General features: G+C 58.8%; 13 protein-coding genes and 3 pseudogenes. 10 read left to right on the forward strand and 6 right to left on the reverse strand.

Translation table 11 applies throughout. The features are described from left to right. Positions 1 to 56: 56 nt before the first annotated feature. Positions 57 to 254, reverse strand: a pseudogene (locus LOY56_RS26870) (immunoglobulin-like domain-containing protein); the annotation flags it as partial. Further along, positions 253 to 1,305: pseudogene (locus LOY56_RS26840) on the reverse strand (retention module-containing protein); the annotation flags it as partial. The pseudogenes LOY56_RS26840 and LOY56_RS26870, both read right to left, overlap by 2 nt. 320 nt (positions 1,306 to 1,625) lie before the next feature. Between LOY56_RS26840 and LOY56_RS00665 the strand changes: the two are divergent. The 6 genes and pseudogenes from LOY56_RS00665 to LOY56_RS00690 all read left to right on the forward strand — a co-directional run bounded on the left by LOY56_RS00665 (position 1,626) and on the right by LOY56_RS00690 (position 8,902). Then, the gene (locus tag LOY56_RS00665) at positions 1,626 to 2,978 is read left to right on the forward strand and encodes a TolC family outer membrane protein (protein WP_258618719.1); all 1,353 of its coding nucleotides are present in this window, start codon (positions 1,626 to 1,628) and stop codon (positions 2,976 to 2,978) included. 39 nt (positions 2,979 to 3,017) lie between these two features. Beyond that, a complete protein-coding gene (locus LOY56_RS00670) occupies positions 3,018 to 5,174 on the forward strand; it encodes a type I secretion system permease/ATPase (protein ID WP_258618721.1) in 2,157 nt (718 codons plus the stop codon). Beyond that, positions 5,164 to 6,531 (forward strand): HlyD family type I secretion periplasmic adaptor subunit, encoded by a 1,368-nt coding sequence (locus LOY56_RS00675; RefSeq protein ID WP_258618723.1) that lies wholly within the window; start codon positions 5,164 to 5,166, stop codon positions 6,529 to 6,531. The genes LOY56_RS00670 and LOY56_RS00675 overlap by 11 nt, the downstream gene beginning before the upstream one ends. A 307-nt stretch (positions 6,532 to 6,838) precedes the next feature. After that, on the forward strand, positions 6,839 to 7,750 hold the full coding sequence (locus LOY56_RS00680; RefSeq protein ID WP_258618725.1) for a TauD/TfdA family dioxygenase: 912 nt from the start codon (positions 6,839 to 6,841) through the stop codon (positions 7,748 to 7,750). A 15-nt stretch (positions 7,751 to 7,765) separates the two neighbouring features. Next, positions 7,766 to 7,885 (forward strand): annotated as a pseudogene (locus LOY56_RS00685) (ABC transporter substrate-binding protein); the annotation flags it as partial. Positions 7,886 to 7,957: 72 nt separating this feature from the next. Beyond that, a complete protein-coding gene (locus tag LOY56_RS00690) occupies positions 7,958 to 8,902 on the forward strand; it encodes a sulfotransferase family protein (protein WP_258618727.1) in 945 nt (314 codons plus the stop codon). 116 nt (positions 8,903 to 9,018) lie between these two features. Here LOY56_RS00690 and LOY56_RS00695 read toward each other — a convergent pair whose 3' ends face one another. Both LOY56_RS00695 and LOY56_RS00700 read right to left on the reverse strand, forming a co-directional pair. Further along, complete coding sequence (locus LOY56_RS00695) at positions 9,019 to 9,777, reverse strand: slipin family protein (protein WP_258618729.1); 759 nt, start codon at positions 9,775 to 9,777, stop codon at positions 9,019 to 9,021. A gap of 2 nt (positions 9,778 to 9,779) precedes the next feature. Further along, a complete protein-coding gene (locus LOY56_RS00700; protein ID WP_258618730.1) occupies positions 9,780 to 10,328 on the reverse strand; it encodes an NfeD family protein in 549 nt (182 codons plus the stop codon). 213 nt (positions 10,329 to 10,541) lie between these two features. On the opposite strand from LOY56_RS00700, the gene LOY56_RS00705 reads away from it, so the two are divergent. Continuing rightward, positions 10,542 to 11,009, forward strand: coding sequence for an aminoacyl-tRNA deacylase (locus tag LOY56_RS00705; RefSeq protein WP_258618732.1), 468 nt, complete (start codon positions 10,542 to 10,544; stop codon positions 11,007 to 11,009). Between the two features lie 101 nt (positions 11,010 to 11,110). Beyond that, positions 11,111 to 11,356, forward strand: coding sequence for a DUF2789 domain-containing protein (locus LOY56_RS00710; RefSeq protein WP_258618735.1), 246 nt, complete (start codon positions 11,111 to 11,113; stop codon positions 11,354 to 11,356). 3 nt (positions 11,357 to 11,359) lie between these two features. On the opposite strand, the gene LOY56_RS00715 is transcribed toward LOY56_RS00710, so the two are convergent. Both LOY56_RS00715 and LOY56_RS00720 read right to left on the reverse strand, forming a co-directional pair. Then, positions 11,360 to 11,641, reverse strand: a complete 282-nt coding sequence (locus LOY56_RS00715) for a type II toxin-antitoxin system RelE/ParE family toxin (protein ID WP_258618737.1) — start codon at positions 11,639 to 11,641, stop codon at positions 11,360 to 11,362. Next, a complete protein-coding gene (locus LOY56_RS00720) occupies positions 11,638 to 11,916 on the reverse strand; it encodes an antitoxin of toxin-antitoxin stability system (RefSeq protein WP_258618743.1) in 279 nt (92 codons plus the stop codon). The genes LOY56_RS00715 and LOY56_RS00720 overlap by 4 nt, the downstream gene beginning before the upstream one ends. A gap of 241 nt (positions 11,917 to 12,157) precedes the next feature. Here LOY56_RS00720 and LOY56_RS00725 point away from each other — a divergent pair, with 241 nt between their 5' ends. Next, positions 12,158 to 12,793: an NADH:ubiquinone oxidoreductase subunit N gene (locus LOY56_RS00725; RefSeq protein ID WP_258618744.1), complete on the forward strand. Its 636-nt coding sequence runs from the start codon at positions 12,158 to 12,160 to the stop codon at positions 12,791 to 12,793. A 233-nt stretch (positions 12,794 to 13,026) separates the two neighbouring features. Then, on the forward strand, positions 13,027 to 14,538 hold the full coding sequence (locus LOY56_RS00730; RefSeq protein ID WP_258618746.1) for a YdgA family protein: 1,512 nt from the start codon (positions 13,027 to 13,029) through the stop codon (positions 14,536 to 14,538). Positions 14,539 to 14,553: the final 15 nt, after the last annotated feature.

The following is a 14,553-nucleotide window of genomic DNA, read 5'->3' on the forward strand; positions in this document are numbered from 1 at the left end:
TCTTGACCGGCTTCGATGGTGATGGCCGAACCGTTGGACAAGGTCACGGTGACGGGTGTCTGTGCCGGGTTGGTCAGGGTTGCGGTGTAAGTGATCTGACCGCCTTCGGTGACGGTCGAGCCCGCCGTCAGCGTGACGGTGGTGGTGTCGACCGAATCGGTAATGGTGGTGACGGCCGGCGTGGTGTTCGGCACCAGATTGCTCGAAGTTGCCGCCGGTGGCGCCGGTAATCGTGGTGCTGACGGTGCTGCCATTGTTGTAGACGTCGTTGGCCGGCGTCGGAACGTTCACGCTGCCGGTGGTGTTGCCCGCGGCGATGGTGATGGTCGAACCGTTGGACAAGGTGACGGTGACCGGCGTCTGCGCCGGATTGGTCAATGTCGCGGTGTAGGTGATCTGGCCACCTTCAGTGACGGTCGAGCCCGCTGACAGTGTGATGGTGGTGGTGTCGATGGTGTCGGTGACTTGGGTCACGGCCGGAACGGTCGGCAGGGTGACCACGATACCGCTGCCGCCCGTGGTGCCGGTGACGGTCACGTTGATCTGGGTCGGATCGTTATAAACCGTGTCGTTCGGTGCCAGCGGAACGTTGACGGTGCCGGTGGTTTGGCCGGCTGCAATCACGATCACCGAGCCGTTGGACAGGGTGATGGTCAGGTCGGTCAGCGGTGCCTGGGTCAGGGTCGCGGTATAAACCAGCACGCCACCGGCCTCGGTGATGGTTGGCGTGGCACTCAGACTCAGCGTCGATTCAAGCGGGGCATTGGTGCTGGTGCCAGCAGTCTGGCCGCCGGTGGTGGCTTGTGCTGCCAAAGCGGCAGTGGCGAGACCCTCGGTCGGGAAGCCGATAGTCGGATCCACCCGGCCAGCGGTTGCATCCAGCACCACGAAGCTATGGCCACCACCCGCAGCACCACCCGTACCCGCAGCCGCAGGGCCGGCGGCGGTGGCTTCAAGAGCGGTGGTCGGGTCGACGCCGGCGGCGATGGCTTGCTGCAATTCGTCAACCGAGGGCGCGGCTTGTGCAGTGGCCTGCGCAAGGTCGGTGCTGGAATCCGGATTGCTGCCGCTCCACTGCGTGTCGCGGCCCAGGTCCAGGGTGCGGCCATCAGTCAGTTCGAGCGTGATGGCACCGGCGGCACCGGTGTCTACCTGATCGCCGACAAACAACCGGTCGCCTTCAACGAGTACGCGGCGGACGCCTTCTGGCGACACCGCAAAAACCTGACCAACAATGCTTTTGACGTTGGCAACAACACTACTCATTGAAAACTCTCCGGGTGTCACGTTCAGTTGGCTTTCCATAAACCGCTCGGTGGGCTCACCGATTGGGGCTGGACGTACTTGCAAGATATTGGATGCATAACTTTGACGCTGTAACCGTCAATATTTTGGCTGTATTTTTTCGAAATTAACTTTGTGCCAAACTATTGACCTTATGGGAGCCATCCTAAACAATCGTCGAAATAATGTCACATTGATATTTAAGCGGCGGCCTGTTCTACAGTGTGTGACCCAGTTCTGATTTTGAACTTTCCGACATACGGTCATGTCGGGGTGCCACATTCGATGCAGCGCCACGTTCTGCAGTGATTCAAGACATGAAGTCTCGGGAAAATCCAACTATGCGTTTGCACTTGTTCAAGGTTCTACCCTTCGCCCTTGCCGCCAGCTTTGTACAGGCGCAAAGCCTCCCGCAGGCTATGCAGCAGGCACTCGATGTTCATCCGGAAATTCAGGCAGGGGTTAACAGCCGATTGGCCGCGGATTATCAGTTAAAGGCCGCCAAAGGTGGATACCTGCCACGGGTTGATCTGCTGGGTGGTTATGGTCGCGAAGGTACCGACAGTGTCACCACCCGTTCCGCCGGCAATAGCAATCACTGGGAAACGCTGAACCGCAGCGAGTCAAGTTTACGTCTGTCGCAGATGGTATTTGACGGTTTTGCGACGTCCAGCGAAGTAGGGCGTCAACAAGCCACCGTTAATTCCCGCGCTTATTCCTTGCTGGGTACGTCGGAACGTACCGGGCTGACTGTCGCTCAGGTCTATCTCGATGTGTTGACCCGCCGCGAGTTTGTGCGCCTGGCAGAAGATAATTTAAAGAGTCACGAACGGATTTTTGATCAAATCAAGTTGCGCACCCAGCGTGGTGTAGGCAGCGGGGCCGATCTCGATCAGGCTGAAGCCCGTGTAGCCCAGGCCCGCAACAACCTGATCACTGAACAGACCAACCTGGCTGATGCCGAAACCAACTTCCTCAGCGCTGTCGGCCAGATGCCCGATCAACTGGAGCGGCCTGCCGATTTCATGGCGTTGTTGCCGGCCAACCTGAATGAAGCCCGGGCGCAGATGCTGGAAAACAGCCCAATCCTGCGCTCCGCCGAATCTGATATTTCCGCCGCCGAGAAGCAGTATGAAGCCGCCAAGTCGAGCTTCTATCCGCGCTTCGATGCGGAACTGGGGCGCACCGCCGACAACGATCTCGACGGTCAGAACGGTCACAACAACGAATGGCAGGCCATGTTGCGCATGCGTTTCAATCTGTTCGCCGGTGGCAGCAACAAGGCTGACCTGGAATCCAAATCCTACCTGTCGAACCAGGCGCTGGATGTTCGCAACAACGCCCTGCGCGTATTGAATGAAGAACTGGGCCTGGCCTGGAATGCCCTGAGCAACGCCAACGCCCAAGTGCCGATCGCCCAGCAATATGTCGATCGCAGCGCCAGTGTACGCAGCGCGTATCAGAAGCAGTTCAGCCTCGGCGAGCGTACCTTGCTTGATCTGCTCGACAGTGAAAACGAGCTGTTCAGCGCTTCCCGTCGGCTGGCAGAGATCAAGAACATTCAGTTATTTACTCAGTACCGAATCAAGGCGACCATGGGCGAATTGCTCAAAAGTCAGGGCGTAGTTGCACCGTTGGCATCCGTCGTGCAAAACGACGTGAAGCCCAAGGTTCAGCTGCCCGGGATGAATTGAGTCCTGCCCCATTTTAATCGTTAGCCAAGAGTGTCGAGCGTGGAATCAGAAGTCAGTCGAGTTCAACTCATTCATGATCCGCGCGCGCTGCATGACGATCCGTTACTGGACGGCCTGTTAGCCCTTTGCACTTTGCACCAGAAACCGGCCAGCGCCGCGATGCTGACCACCGGCCTGCCGCTGCCCAAACAACGCCTGAGCGTCGAACTGCTGCCCCGTGCGGCCGCTCGCGCCGGGCTGCAAGGGCGGGTGCTGCAACGCAAGCTGGAGCAGATTCCGGCGATTGCCATGCCGGCGCTGTTGCTGCTCAAGGAAGGTCGCAGCGCGGTGCTGCTCGGCTGGCACGGTGAAGACCAGGCCCGCCTGCTGCTCAGCGAAAGCGATGGTGGCGAAGTCTGTGTCAGCCGTGAACTGCTCGCTGACGATTACAGTGGCAAAGTCTTCTTCGCTCAACCCCAACACAAATTCGACGTCAACCACGGCACGCTGATCCCGCGCGCGCGTTCTTGGTTTCGCGACACCCTCAAGCGTTCGCGCTGGTTGTATGCCGATGCCATCGCCGCCAGTTTTCTGATCAACATCATTGCCATGGCCGCGCCGCTGTTCGTGATGAATGTCTACGACCGCGTGGTACCGAACCAGGCCGAGTCGACCCTTTGGGTCCTGGCCATCGGCATCACCGGCGCTTATCTGTTCGACCTGATCCTCAAGAGCCTGCGCAGCTTGTGCCTGGACCTGGCCGGCAAGAAAACCGACCTGATCATCTCCGCGACGCTGTTCGAGCGCATCGTTGGCATGGCCATGAAGTACCGCCCGGCGCGGGTCGGCAGCTTCGCCCAGAACATCCATGAGTTTCAGAGCCTGCGGGACTTCCTCGCGTCGCTGACCCTCACCAGCCTGATCGATCTGCCGTTTACGCTACTGATCTTCATGGTCATCGCGATTCTGGGCGGGCATCTGGTGTGGATTCCGGTGTTGGCGTTCCCGATTGCCCTGCTGATCGGTTATGCCTTGCAGAAACCGCTGGTGGCGACCATGGAACGAACCATGGCCCTGGGCGCCGAGCGCCAGTCGAGCCTGATCGAAACCCTCGCCGGCCTCGATGCGGTGAAGGTCAACAACGCCGAAAGCGAACGCCAGTATCAGTGGGAGCAGACCATCGGCACCCTCAGTCGCCTCGAGCTGCGGGTGAAAATGCTGTCCGGCCTGGCGATGAACATCACCTTGCTGATTCAGCAACTGGCCGGGGTGATCATGATCGTCTTCGGCGTGTACCAGATCATCGACGGTCACCTGAGCATGGGCGGCTTGATCGCGTGCTACATGCTCAGCGGTCGTGCCCTCAGCCCATTGGCTTCGTTGTCCGGCCTGCTGACCCGCTACCAGCAGGCCCGCGTGACCATGACCTCGGTCGATCAGATGATGGAGCTGCCCCAGGAGCGCAATTTCGACGAGCGCCCGCTGAGCCGCAAAGTGCTGCAAGGCGCCATTGAATGCCGTCAGCTGAACTTCACTTACCCGGATCAGCAGAACCCCGCGCTGAAGAACATCAACCTGACCATCAAGCCCGGCGAGAAGATCGGCATCATTGGCCGCAGCGGTTCTGGCAAAAGCTCCCTGGCCAAATTGCTGGTGGGCCTCTATCAGCCGGACAACGGCGCGCTGCTGGTTGATGGTGTGGATATCCGTCAGATCGACGTCAGCGAATTGCGCCACAACATCGGCTACGTGCCCCAGGACATTCAATTGCTCGCCGGTACCTTGCGCGACAATTTGGTCTCGGGCGCGCGCTATGTCGAAGACGAATTGGTGCTGCAAGCCGCGGAACTGGCCGGCGTTCACGAATTCGCCCGTCTGCACCCGCAAGGTTATGAACTGCAAGTCGGTGAACGTGGGCAGAACCTCTCCGGCGGTCAGCGTCAGAACGTCGCCCTGGCCCGAGCGCTGCTGCTCAACCCGCCGATTCTGTTGCTGGACGAACCGACCAGCGCCATGGACAACACCGGTGAAGAACGCCTCAAGCAACGCCTCGCTGCCGTGGTGGAAAACAAGACCGTGGTGCTGGTGACGCACCGGGCTTCGCTGTTGTCGCTGGTGGATCGTTTGTTGGTGATCGACCGTGGACAGATACTCGCCGATGGCCCGAAAGCCGCCGTGATGGAAGCGTTGAAGAAGGGGCAGATCAGTGTTGCTTAAGTCCGGGGTCAAAGATTCCATCCGCCGCTACTTCAAAGGCTCCGCATCGCTGCAAGGCCAGCCCCTGCCCGAGGTCAACAAAGCGCTGATTGAAGACGCGCCGCGCGTGGTGCGATTGACGATCTGGGCGATCATCGGCTTCTTCGTGTTCCTGATGCTCTGGGCCAATTTCGCGGTGATCGATGAAGTTACCAAGGGCGACGGCAAGGCGATTCCGTCGTCGAAGATCCAGAAAATCCAGAACCTTGAGGGCGGCATCGTCTCCGAGTTGTTCGTCACCGAAGGGCAGATCGTCGAGGCCGGTGCGCCGCTGATTCGTCTGGACGACACGCGGTTTGCCTCCAACGTCGGTGAAACCGAGGCCGATCGGCTGTCGATGCTGCTGCGTGTGGAACGCTTGAGCGCCGAGGTCGATGACCGTCCGCTGAACTTCCCCGCCGACGTGCTCAAGGCTGTTCCCATTCAGGCAGCCAGTGAAGAGTCGCTGTACACCAGTCGTCGTCAGCAATTGCACGATGAAATTGGTGGCTTGAAGGAGCAGTTGATCCAGCGTCAACAAGAGCTGCGTGAGTTCACCTCCAAGCAGGCTCAATACCGCAGCGGTCTGGCCTTGCAGCGCCAGGAAATCAACATGTCCGAGCCGTTGGTGGCTCAGGGCGCGGTGTCCCCGGTGGAGGTGTTGCGACTCAAACGCGCCGAGGTTGAAACCCGCGGCCAACTGGACGCCACCACCCTGGCGATTCCTCGCGCTGAATCGGCGATCAAGGAAGTGCAGCGCAAGATCGACGAGACTCGCGGCAAATTCCGCAGCGAAGCCCTGACTCAACTCAACGAAGCACGCACCGATTTGAACAAGGCCAAGGCCACTGGCAAGGCCCTGGAAGACCGGGTCAGCCGGACGCTGGTGACATCGCCGGTGCGCGGTATCGTCAATAAGTTGCTGGTGAACACCATCGGCGGCGTGATCCAGCCGGGCAGCGATCTGGTGGAGATCGTGCCGCTGGATGACACCTTGCTGGTGGAAGCCAAAATTCGTCCGCAAGACATTGCGTTTCTGCATCCGGGGCAAGATGCCACGGTGAAGTTCACGGCTTACGACTACACCATTTATGGTGGCCTCAAAGCCAAGCTGGAGCAGATCGGTGCCGACACCATTACCGACGAAGACAAGAAGACTACCTACTACATCATCAAACTGCGCACCGAGCGCAGTCACCTCGGGACGGATGACAAACCCTTGTTGATCATCCCCGGGATGGTAGCGTCGGTGGACATCATTACCGGCAAGAAGACCGTCCTCAGTTATTTGCTCAAGCCGATTATTCGGGCTCGGGCTGAGGCGTTGCACGAGCGGTAGGACGCTAAGTCTGTGGCGAGGGAGCTTGCTCCCGCTGGGGCGCGAAGCGGCCCCCTCTTTATCCAAAAAAAGGACTGCTACGCAGTCCAGCGGGAGCAAGCTCCCTCGCCACAGGTGACTCATCGCCTGTTCCGCCATATCGTTATTCACTAACGGTATTTAAATTTAAATTCTTATACCTATAAAGTCACTCCCCTGCGTACCTGCCGACCAATCGGCGCGCCGCACGACACGAACCAACACGGGACCTCCGTGAGTTTCTGATCGACGCGCGCCCTTGAGCGTGCCGTGCGTGGGAGTGATTTTTATGTCAGCCGTCTCTTTTTCTCCAAAGCCTGCATCAACCAGCGCCGCCATCCTCGCGTCGCAAGCCTTCGAAGTCCGACCATTCAGCGGCGCTGTCGGTGCCGAGATCATCGGCCTGGACCTGTCCCGCCCGATCAACGACCAGGACTTCGCCCGCGTCCATCGCGCGCATCTGGATCATCACGTCGTGGTGTTCCGCGACCAGCGCATTACCCCCGAGCAGCAGATCGCCTTTGGCCGCCGTTTTGGCGTGTTGCAGATTCACGTGCTCAAACAGTTCCTGCTGGCCGCGCATCCGGAAATCCTCATCGTTTCCAACATCATCGAAAACGGCCAATCCATCGGCCTCGGTGACGCCGGCAAGTTCTGGCATTCGGATCTCTCCTATAAAGAACTGCCAAGCCTGGGCTCGATGCTGCATGCCCAGGAGCTGCCGTCCGAAGGCGGCGACACGCTGTTCGCCGACATGCACAAAGCCTGGGACAGCCTGCCCGAAGCACTGCGTAAAACCGTCGAGGGCCGCTCGGCCGCGCACTCCTACACGGCGCGCTACAGCGAGACAAAATTTGAAGGCAACTGGCGCCCGACCCTGACGCCGGAGCAACTCGCTCAGGTCTCCGAAGTGGTTCACCCCATCGTCCGCGCCCACCCCGAAAATGGCCGCAAGGCGTTGTTCGTCAGCGAGGGCTTCACCACCCGCATCGTCGGTTTGCCGGAAGACGAGAGCAAACAATTGCTCGACGAGCTCTACGCCCACAGCGTGCTGGCGCAAAACATTTACCGCCATCAATGGCAGGCCAACGACCTGGTGTTCTGGGACAACCGTTCGCTGATTCACCTCGCCGCCGGATGCCCCAGCCATCTGCGCCGCAAGTTGTATCGCACCACCATCCAGGGCGACGCGCCTTTCTGATTTCGGAGAGTTCCCATGTCCAAACGTCTTCCATTTGCACCCTTGGCTGCGGCCATTGGCCTGGGTTTCAGCCTGCTCGCCGGCAGCCTGGTAGCGCCGACCGTCGCCCACGCCGAAGGTGAAATCCGTATCGCGTGTTGAATACCTATGACTTGCTCGGTCCGAACTCGCCGACCGTACTGACGGTCGACGTCAATGGAATGAACAATGGAGTGCCTGAATCTCGAAGGCTGGTTGCCGATCCGCGTCTGGCAAGAAGCCGGACAATGGCAAGTCGACTGGTGCTGGTTCGGTGACACGCGGCTGCATCAGCCGTTTTTTCGTGATGCGGTGGAGGATGCGCTACGGCTGCCGTTCAATCAGGCGTTTCACCGGAAAACTGCGTTGTCGACCCTCGCTGACTGGCAGGTTTGCAGTCCCGGCCTGACGCCGAGCGCCTTTATCTTTCACACCTCCCGCTGCGGCTCGACCCTGCGCAGCCAGATGTTGGCGCAACTCGATAACCACATCGTCATCAGCGAACCACCGCCGCTGGATGCGTTGCTGCGCAGTGATTTGCCCGCCGTCGAGCGCCGTGTTGCCATCAAAGGCTTGCTGTCTGCCTACGGGCAACGTCGGTTTGGCGTGGAGCAACGTCTGGTGATCAAGCTCGATGCCTGGAACATCGGTGAACTGCCGTTGCTGCGCGAGTGTTTTCCTGAAACGCCGTGGTTGTTTCTTTATCGCGATCCGCTGGAAATCGCCGTCTCGCATCTGCGTCGCCCGGGCATGCACATGGTGCCGGGGATGATCGGGGCGAGCGTGCTGGATGACGAATTTGCGTTCAGTAGCCGTGAGGATTTCATCGCGCGACGATTGGGGCGGTTGCTGGCGTCGGGATTGGCGCAATGCCAGGCGCTTGGTGGCCTGGCGGTGAATTACAGCGAACTGCCGCAGGCCATGGCAGGGCGGTTGGCCGCGTTCTTTGCGTTGGATATCGAGCAGCGCAGGCAGGTGTTTGCGGCGGTGGGGCAACATGCCAAGCAGCCGTCGCAGGTGTTTGTCGGTGACAGCGATGGCAAGCGTCGTGAAGCCTCGACAATGCTTAATGAACGCATACAACAATCGGCGCTAGAGCCTTATGAAGCTTTGGAGCAATTGCGCAAGATATGATCGCGGCCTTTGTGGCGAGGGAGCTTGCTCCCGCTCGGCTGCGAAGCAGTCGCAGATTTCAGGGCCGCTACGCGACCCAGCGGGAGCAAGCTCCCTCGCCACAGGTCATCGGTGCATCAAGGCTTGGACGACAAATCCGCCATCCCCTTGAGCAACTCGATCGGCAGCGGAAAGACGATGGTCGAACTCTTGTCGCCGGCAATCGAACTCAGCGTCTGCATGTAACGCAACTGCATGGCCCCCGGCTGGCGGCCGAGCATTTCCGCAGCCTGCATGAGTTTTTCCGAGGCTTGCAATTCGCCTTCGGCGTGGATCACCTTGGCCCGACGTTCCCGTTCGGCCTCGGCCTGTTTGGCGATGGCGCGAATCATCGATTCGTTGAGGTCCACGTGCTTGATCTCGACGGTGGCCACCTTGATCCCCCAGGCATCGGTCTGCGCATCGAGCACTTGCTGGACATCGACGTTCAGCCGCTCCCGTTCGGCCAGCAACTCATCGAGTTCATGTTTACCCAGCACCGCCCGCAACGTGGTCTGCGCCAGTTGGCTGGTGGCCATGAGAAAGTCTTCGACCTGAATGATCGCCCTTTGCGGGTCGAGCACGCGAAAATACAACACTGCATTGACCTTGACCGAGACGTTGTCGCGGGTGATGACGTCTTGTGGCGGTATGTCGAGCACCACGGTCCGCAGGTCGACGCGAACCATTTGCTGAACCACCGGAATCAGCAGGATCAGGCCGGGGCCTTTGACCTGCCAGAAGCGTCCGAGCTGGAACACCACGCCGCGCTCATATTCGCGCAGGATGCGGAAGGTCGACCCCGCCAGTGCAATCAGCAATAACAGCAGCGCGGCAAAACCCAGTTGCAGGCCCATGACTATTCTCCGCCATCATTGTTCATTGCGGGCGCCGCGTCAGCCGCGGCCACTTCCAGCAGCAGACCCTTGCGTGCCACCACCCGGACCTGTTGACCCGGTTGCAGCGGTGTTTCGCTCAGTACCTGCCATTGTTCGCCTTGCAGATGGACCCAGCCGATATAAACATTGCCTGCCTGCAACGACGTCACTGGTGTCACCGCGCCCAGTATTTCGGCGTCACCGCTGACGTTGCGGCGTGGTCGGGTTTTCAAGGCACGGATCAGCAGGAAAGCCAGCAGCAGTGCACTGATCAGCCCCAGCCCGATCATCAAGGGAACAGGCACTTCGGCATTGGTCAGAATCACCGCGCCGATCACGAACATCACCAAGCCGCCCAAGCCCACCACGCCATAATTGGGCAAGGCTGCCTCGGCGATCAAAAACACAATGCCGAAGGTGATCAGCCAGATCCCGAGGGGGTCGGGAACCAGCACTACAAGGGTGTCCGCTGCGAAAACCGGCCCGCACAAGGCCAACAGCAGCGCCATTGCACAATAACGCATGTTCACTTGACCCTCCGCAGAGTCAACTGTCCGCGAATCGTTTCGTGACTCTGTATACAAGTCTAGTTGAGCCTGCACTGGTATGAATTTTGACCCGTTGTCGACAGCGTCCGACGGGCGGATTTCCCGCCAGATCCCACCAGCGGGCCTAGACTTTTAAGGGAGACAAAAAAGTTAACCATCGTCCGCGATTCGTTGCTGCGGACACCGAGGTGCATCATGCGAATGGCAAAAACCGTGCAGAACAGCCTCGAAAAGGCTCACTGCGAATATGACATCGTTTCCCACCCGCACTCGGCCAGCAGCCTTGAAACGGCTCGGCTGGCGGGCATCCCTGCCGAACGGGTGGCCAAATCGGTGATTCTTGATGACCGTCACGGCCACTACTTGATGGCTGTGCTGCCCGCCAGCCGTCACCTGGACCTGAGCAAAGTACGTGGCAGCAGCGAATGGCAAGTCACCCGGGAAAGCAACCTGCCGCACCTGTTCGATGATTGCGAACGCGGCGCCGTGCCTGCTCTAGGTGAGTCCTACGGGATGGACATGGTCATCGACCCACAGCTGACCCGGCAGAAAGACATTTACCTCGAAGCCGGCAACCACAACAACCTGGTACACATGAGCGTTCCGGAATTCCTGAAAATGGTGCCGCACGCCGAGGTATGCGAGTTGAGTCAATCGGCATAGCGTCGACATCGCGGGTAAGCCTCGTTCTGTAGGAGCGAGGCTTGCCCGCGAACAGCCGCGCCGCAGTCCCCCTCCTATATGCCATCACGAAGGAACCCGACATGGAATCCCCAACCCACAACCTCCCCTCTCTTTTCAAACAACTCGGCCTGCCCGACGACGCCGAAAGCATCGACAAATTCATCGCGACCCATTCACCGCTCAAACCCGAATTGCACCTGGCGGACGCGTTCTTCTGGAGCGAGAGCCAGGCAGAGCTGCTGCGTGAGGAGATTCTGGATGATGCGGATTGGGCGGAGGTGGTGGATCAGTTGGATGTGCTGCTGAGGAAGGGACGGGGGGTGTAACAATCATCTTTCTGGTGGCCACTGTCGGGACGTATGCGCTAGAGCGAGTATCCAGATCGCGTCTGGCTGCAGTTCATAAACGACACGATAGCTCTGATGTGGAATCAACTCGCGAGTACCTGCAATGATTCCGACAGGGCCGCTTTCAGGGTATTGGGCAATACGGGATATCGCGTTTTTGAAGCGATTATCCATGTCGATCGCGGCTTGCGGGTTGACGGCATGCAAGTAATCCCAAATGTCTGCACGATCCTGTGCTGCTGTGGGTGTCCAGATTATCTTCATTCCTGGATGGCTGCTCGCACTCGCCTGGCAGTGAATTCTGCTTCAACTTCATCGTTTGTCAGGCCATCCCCTGCGCGCATGGACGCTCGGGCACTGTCGACTTTGCGCTGCAGGAATGCTTCGTACTCGCGCGACTCTCGTTGTGTTTGAACGAATTGGCGCATCATTTCCCTGACGATTTGAGAGGCAGGACGATGAGAAGCTTCTGCTTCGGCCATGAATTGTTCGCGCAATTCAGATTCGAGTTTCATCGTAAAAACGGCTTGTTTTGACATGCTCAAGTTCTCCGAATATGTACTGACTGAGTATATACGCCTTCATTACTTACTCTAGTTTCAAGCGATGCTGTCACGACGGACGGCCGTGTTTGTTCCTTGCCTTGGGTGGCGGCTGGTAAAGCGGACGAACGCAAGGCTCACAACCCGGCAAACCCTGAGCCCGTTGCTATGCTTTGACTTGATGGGGGCGCGCGGCGAACCCGTCGATCAGGCTTGCGTTGGTCATGGGGATCTAATAATGAAAAACCCTTATGCTCCCGGCTTCTGGTGCGCCATTGCGGCATTGGTTTTGCTGTCGGCCACCTATTTCTACGGCGTGATGCTGGCTCACCAGCTCGACACGGCGCTGATATTCCTCGACAGCGCGGTGGCGTTGATCGCCGTGATGGCTATCGTGGTGGTCGCCTGGGCTTCTTTACAGAACCAGCGCATCAAGAAACGACAACTCGAACAAGGCAAGACCCTGGTGCTGATCTGGGACACCAAGGTGGCTTTGCGTCGTGTCGAAACCGTGTTCGACCGGTATTTCTGGGGCAGTTACTGGCAACCGGGGCGCACGTTCCAGGAAGTCATGGGCGAACTCACCGGCACGCCGCTGGAAAAAAGCCTCGAAACCTTGAAAAAACAATGCCTGGCGTTGGACAAGCAAGTGGCCGACGAGGGGTGGCACTGGCTCAACAATGCGCGAGAGCTGTCCGATGTCGCCAACGCCATGGCCCGCGAGCGTTATCAACTGGACTTCTGCGATCCACGCGGGGAAGTGACGGGGGGGACGGTGATCAATCGGGATTTTGAAGTGCTGGTGTACACCTGGACCGCACGGCTCAAGAGCTTTGATCATCAATTGGATGAGATTGAGGTTCAGTATTCCTGAATTGATGTTGGCTGGACTGACGCCTTCGCGGGCATGACCGCCGAAACTCTCAACTCTTGCCAGTTATCCACAAGCAGCGATATCCCATAGACACTCTTGCACCTTTAATCATTGGGCCGCCCTGTGGCGCAAATGCTAATCTCCTTCCACTTTCAGCGAAGTCGAGCCGCAACCCGTCATGGGTTCAGGGAAGACGACCACACTTTCAACAACGGACATTGAACGGGTACTTCATGAATAAATCAGCAGGCGTGTTTCTAGGAATTGTCGTGGCGATCGGTGCAATCAGCGCTGGCGGTGCGTGGTACACCGGCAGCAAACTCGATGGGGTGCTGAACACCTCGATCGCAGACGCCAATAAAGAACTGCAAGCCGCGCTGGCAGGTTCCAATGGCACGGCGTCGTTGGAGCTGGTGTCGCTGGACCGCCATGTGTTCAGCAGCACCGCGCACTACCGCCTCAAGGGCGAGGGCGAGATGTTTGGTGAAGCGCCGGTCGAGTTGCTGTTCGTCGACCGCATCGAACACGGCCCGCTGCCGTTCTCGCGCCTGGTGTCGCTGAAGTGGTTGCCGGTCCTGGCCACCAGTCACTACGAGCTGGAAAAGACCCCGCTGACCGAGAAGTGGTTCGTCGCCGCCAAGGACAATTCTCCGGTCAAAGGCGTGGTCAACATCGGTTACGACAATTCCACCAAGGGCACGCTCGAATTTCTGCCACTGGAAGCCGCGCTGGATGACAAGTCCAATCTGACATTCTCCGGGTTGAAACTGGACGTGGCCGCCAGCGCCCAGGCGCAAAAGGTCAAGGCAGACGGTTACATGGACAGCCTGAAGCTGATCACCGTGGCCGAAGATCAGACCCCGGTGCAGGTCGAGCTCAATGGCTTGACCGTGGCCAGTAACCTGAACAAAAGCACCTACGGCTATTACGTCGGTGAGAACACCGTCGAGCTGACCAATAGCAAGACCACTTTCGGTGCGAAACAATCGGTACTCGGTTTCAAGAATTTTGAAATGAAGAACAAGACCGAGGAGTCGGGCACTAATGCTTCGGGGCGTGCCGATTACAAGGTCGGTGAAGTGTCCTTGAACGGCAAGGTTATCGGTTCCGCGCAGATGGCCATGAGCCTGAAAAACCTCGACATCCCGTCAACGATGTCGCTGATGCAGATCTACCAGACCAGACTGCAACCGTACGAGAGGGCCGCCGCTGAAGCTGCTACCGCCGGTCTACCGGCGCCGGAGCTGAACCTGACGCCGGCCGAAGAGGCACAGGTCAAGACCGGCCTGGAGAAACTGCTGGCCGCCGGCCCGCAGGTGGCTCTGGAAAACCTGTCGTTCCATACCAGCAACGGCGAAAGCCGCGCCAACCTGGTGCTGGACCTGACCAAACCGCAGTCCATGGACCTGCCGCCAGACCAGTTGGTCAAGCAGTTGATTGCTCTGTTGGACTTCAACCTATTGGTGTCCAAGCCAATGCTGGTTGATGTGCTCACCGTGCAGTCGCAAATCGACGGCCAGACCGACGCCAAGCTGATTGCCGATCAGGCGAGCGCAACCGCCGATATGTTCGGCAGCATGGCGGTCGGCACGCAACTGGCGAAACTGGACGGTAACAACGTCGTCACCAAACTGCACTACGCCAATAATCAGGTGGACTTCAACGGCCAGAAAATGACCCTCGAAGAATTTGTCGGCTTCGTGATGAGCAAACTCGGCGGCACGAGCGACGTCACCATCCAGTAAAACCGCAGGCTTGCG

The sequence above is a fragment of the Pseudomonas sp. B21-048 genome (genome assembly GCF_024748615.1).
Taxonomy (GTDB): domain Bacteria; phylum Pseudomonadota; class Gammaproteobacteria; order Pseudomonadales; family Pseudomonadaceae; genus Aquipseudomonas.

Excerpts from the sequence above, each read along its gene's own strand:
- LOY56_RS00665 (WP_258618719.1), top strand. The coding sequence starts at position 1,626 with ATGCGTTTGCACTTGTTCAAGGTTCTACCCTTCGCCCTTGCCGCCAGC.
- LOY56_RS00680 (WP_258618725.1), top strand. The coding sequence starts at position 6,839 with ATGTCAGCCGTCTCTTTTTCTCCAAAGCCTGCATCAACCAGCGCCGCC.
- LOY56_RS00690 (WP_258618727.1), top strand. The coding sequence starts at position 7,958 with ATGGAGTGCCTGAATCTCGAAGGCTGGTTGCCGATCCGCGTCTGGCAA.
- LOY56_RS00695 (WP_258618729.1), bottom strand. The coding sequence starts at position 9,777 with ATGGGCCTGCAACTGGGTTTTGCCGCGCTGCTGTTATTGCTGATTGCA.
- LOY56_RS00705 (WP_258618732.1), top strand. The coding sequence starts at position 10,542 with ATGCGAATGGCAAAAACCGTGCAGAACAGCCTCGAAAAGGCTCACTGC.
- LOY56_RS00710 (WP_258618735.1), top strand. The coding sequence starts at position 11,111 with ATGGAATCCCCAACCCACAACCTCCCCTCTCTTTTCAAACAACTCGGC.
- LOY56_RS00715 (WP_258618737.1), bottom strand. The coding sequence starts at position 11,641 with ATGAAGATAATCTGGACACCCACAGCAGCACAGGATCGTGCAGACATT.
- LOY56_RS00720 (WP_258618743.1), bottom strand. The coding sequence starts at position 11,916 with ATGTCAAAACAAGCCGTTTTTACGATGAAACTCGAATCTGAATTGCGC.
- LOY56_RS00725 (WP_258618744.1), top strand. The coding sequence starts at position 12,158 with ATGAAAAACCCTTATGCTCCCGGCTTCTGGTGCGCCATTGCGGCATTG.
- LOY56_RS00730 (WP_258618746.1), top strand. The coding sequence starts at position 13,027 with ATGAATAAATCAGCAGGCGTGTTTCTAGGAATTGTCGTGGCGATCGGT.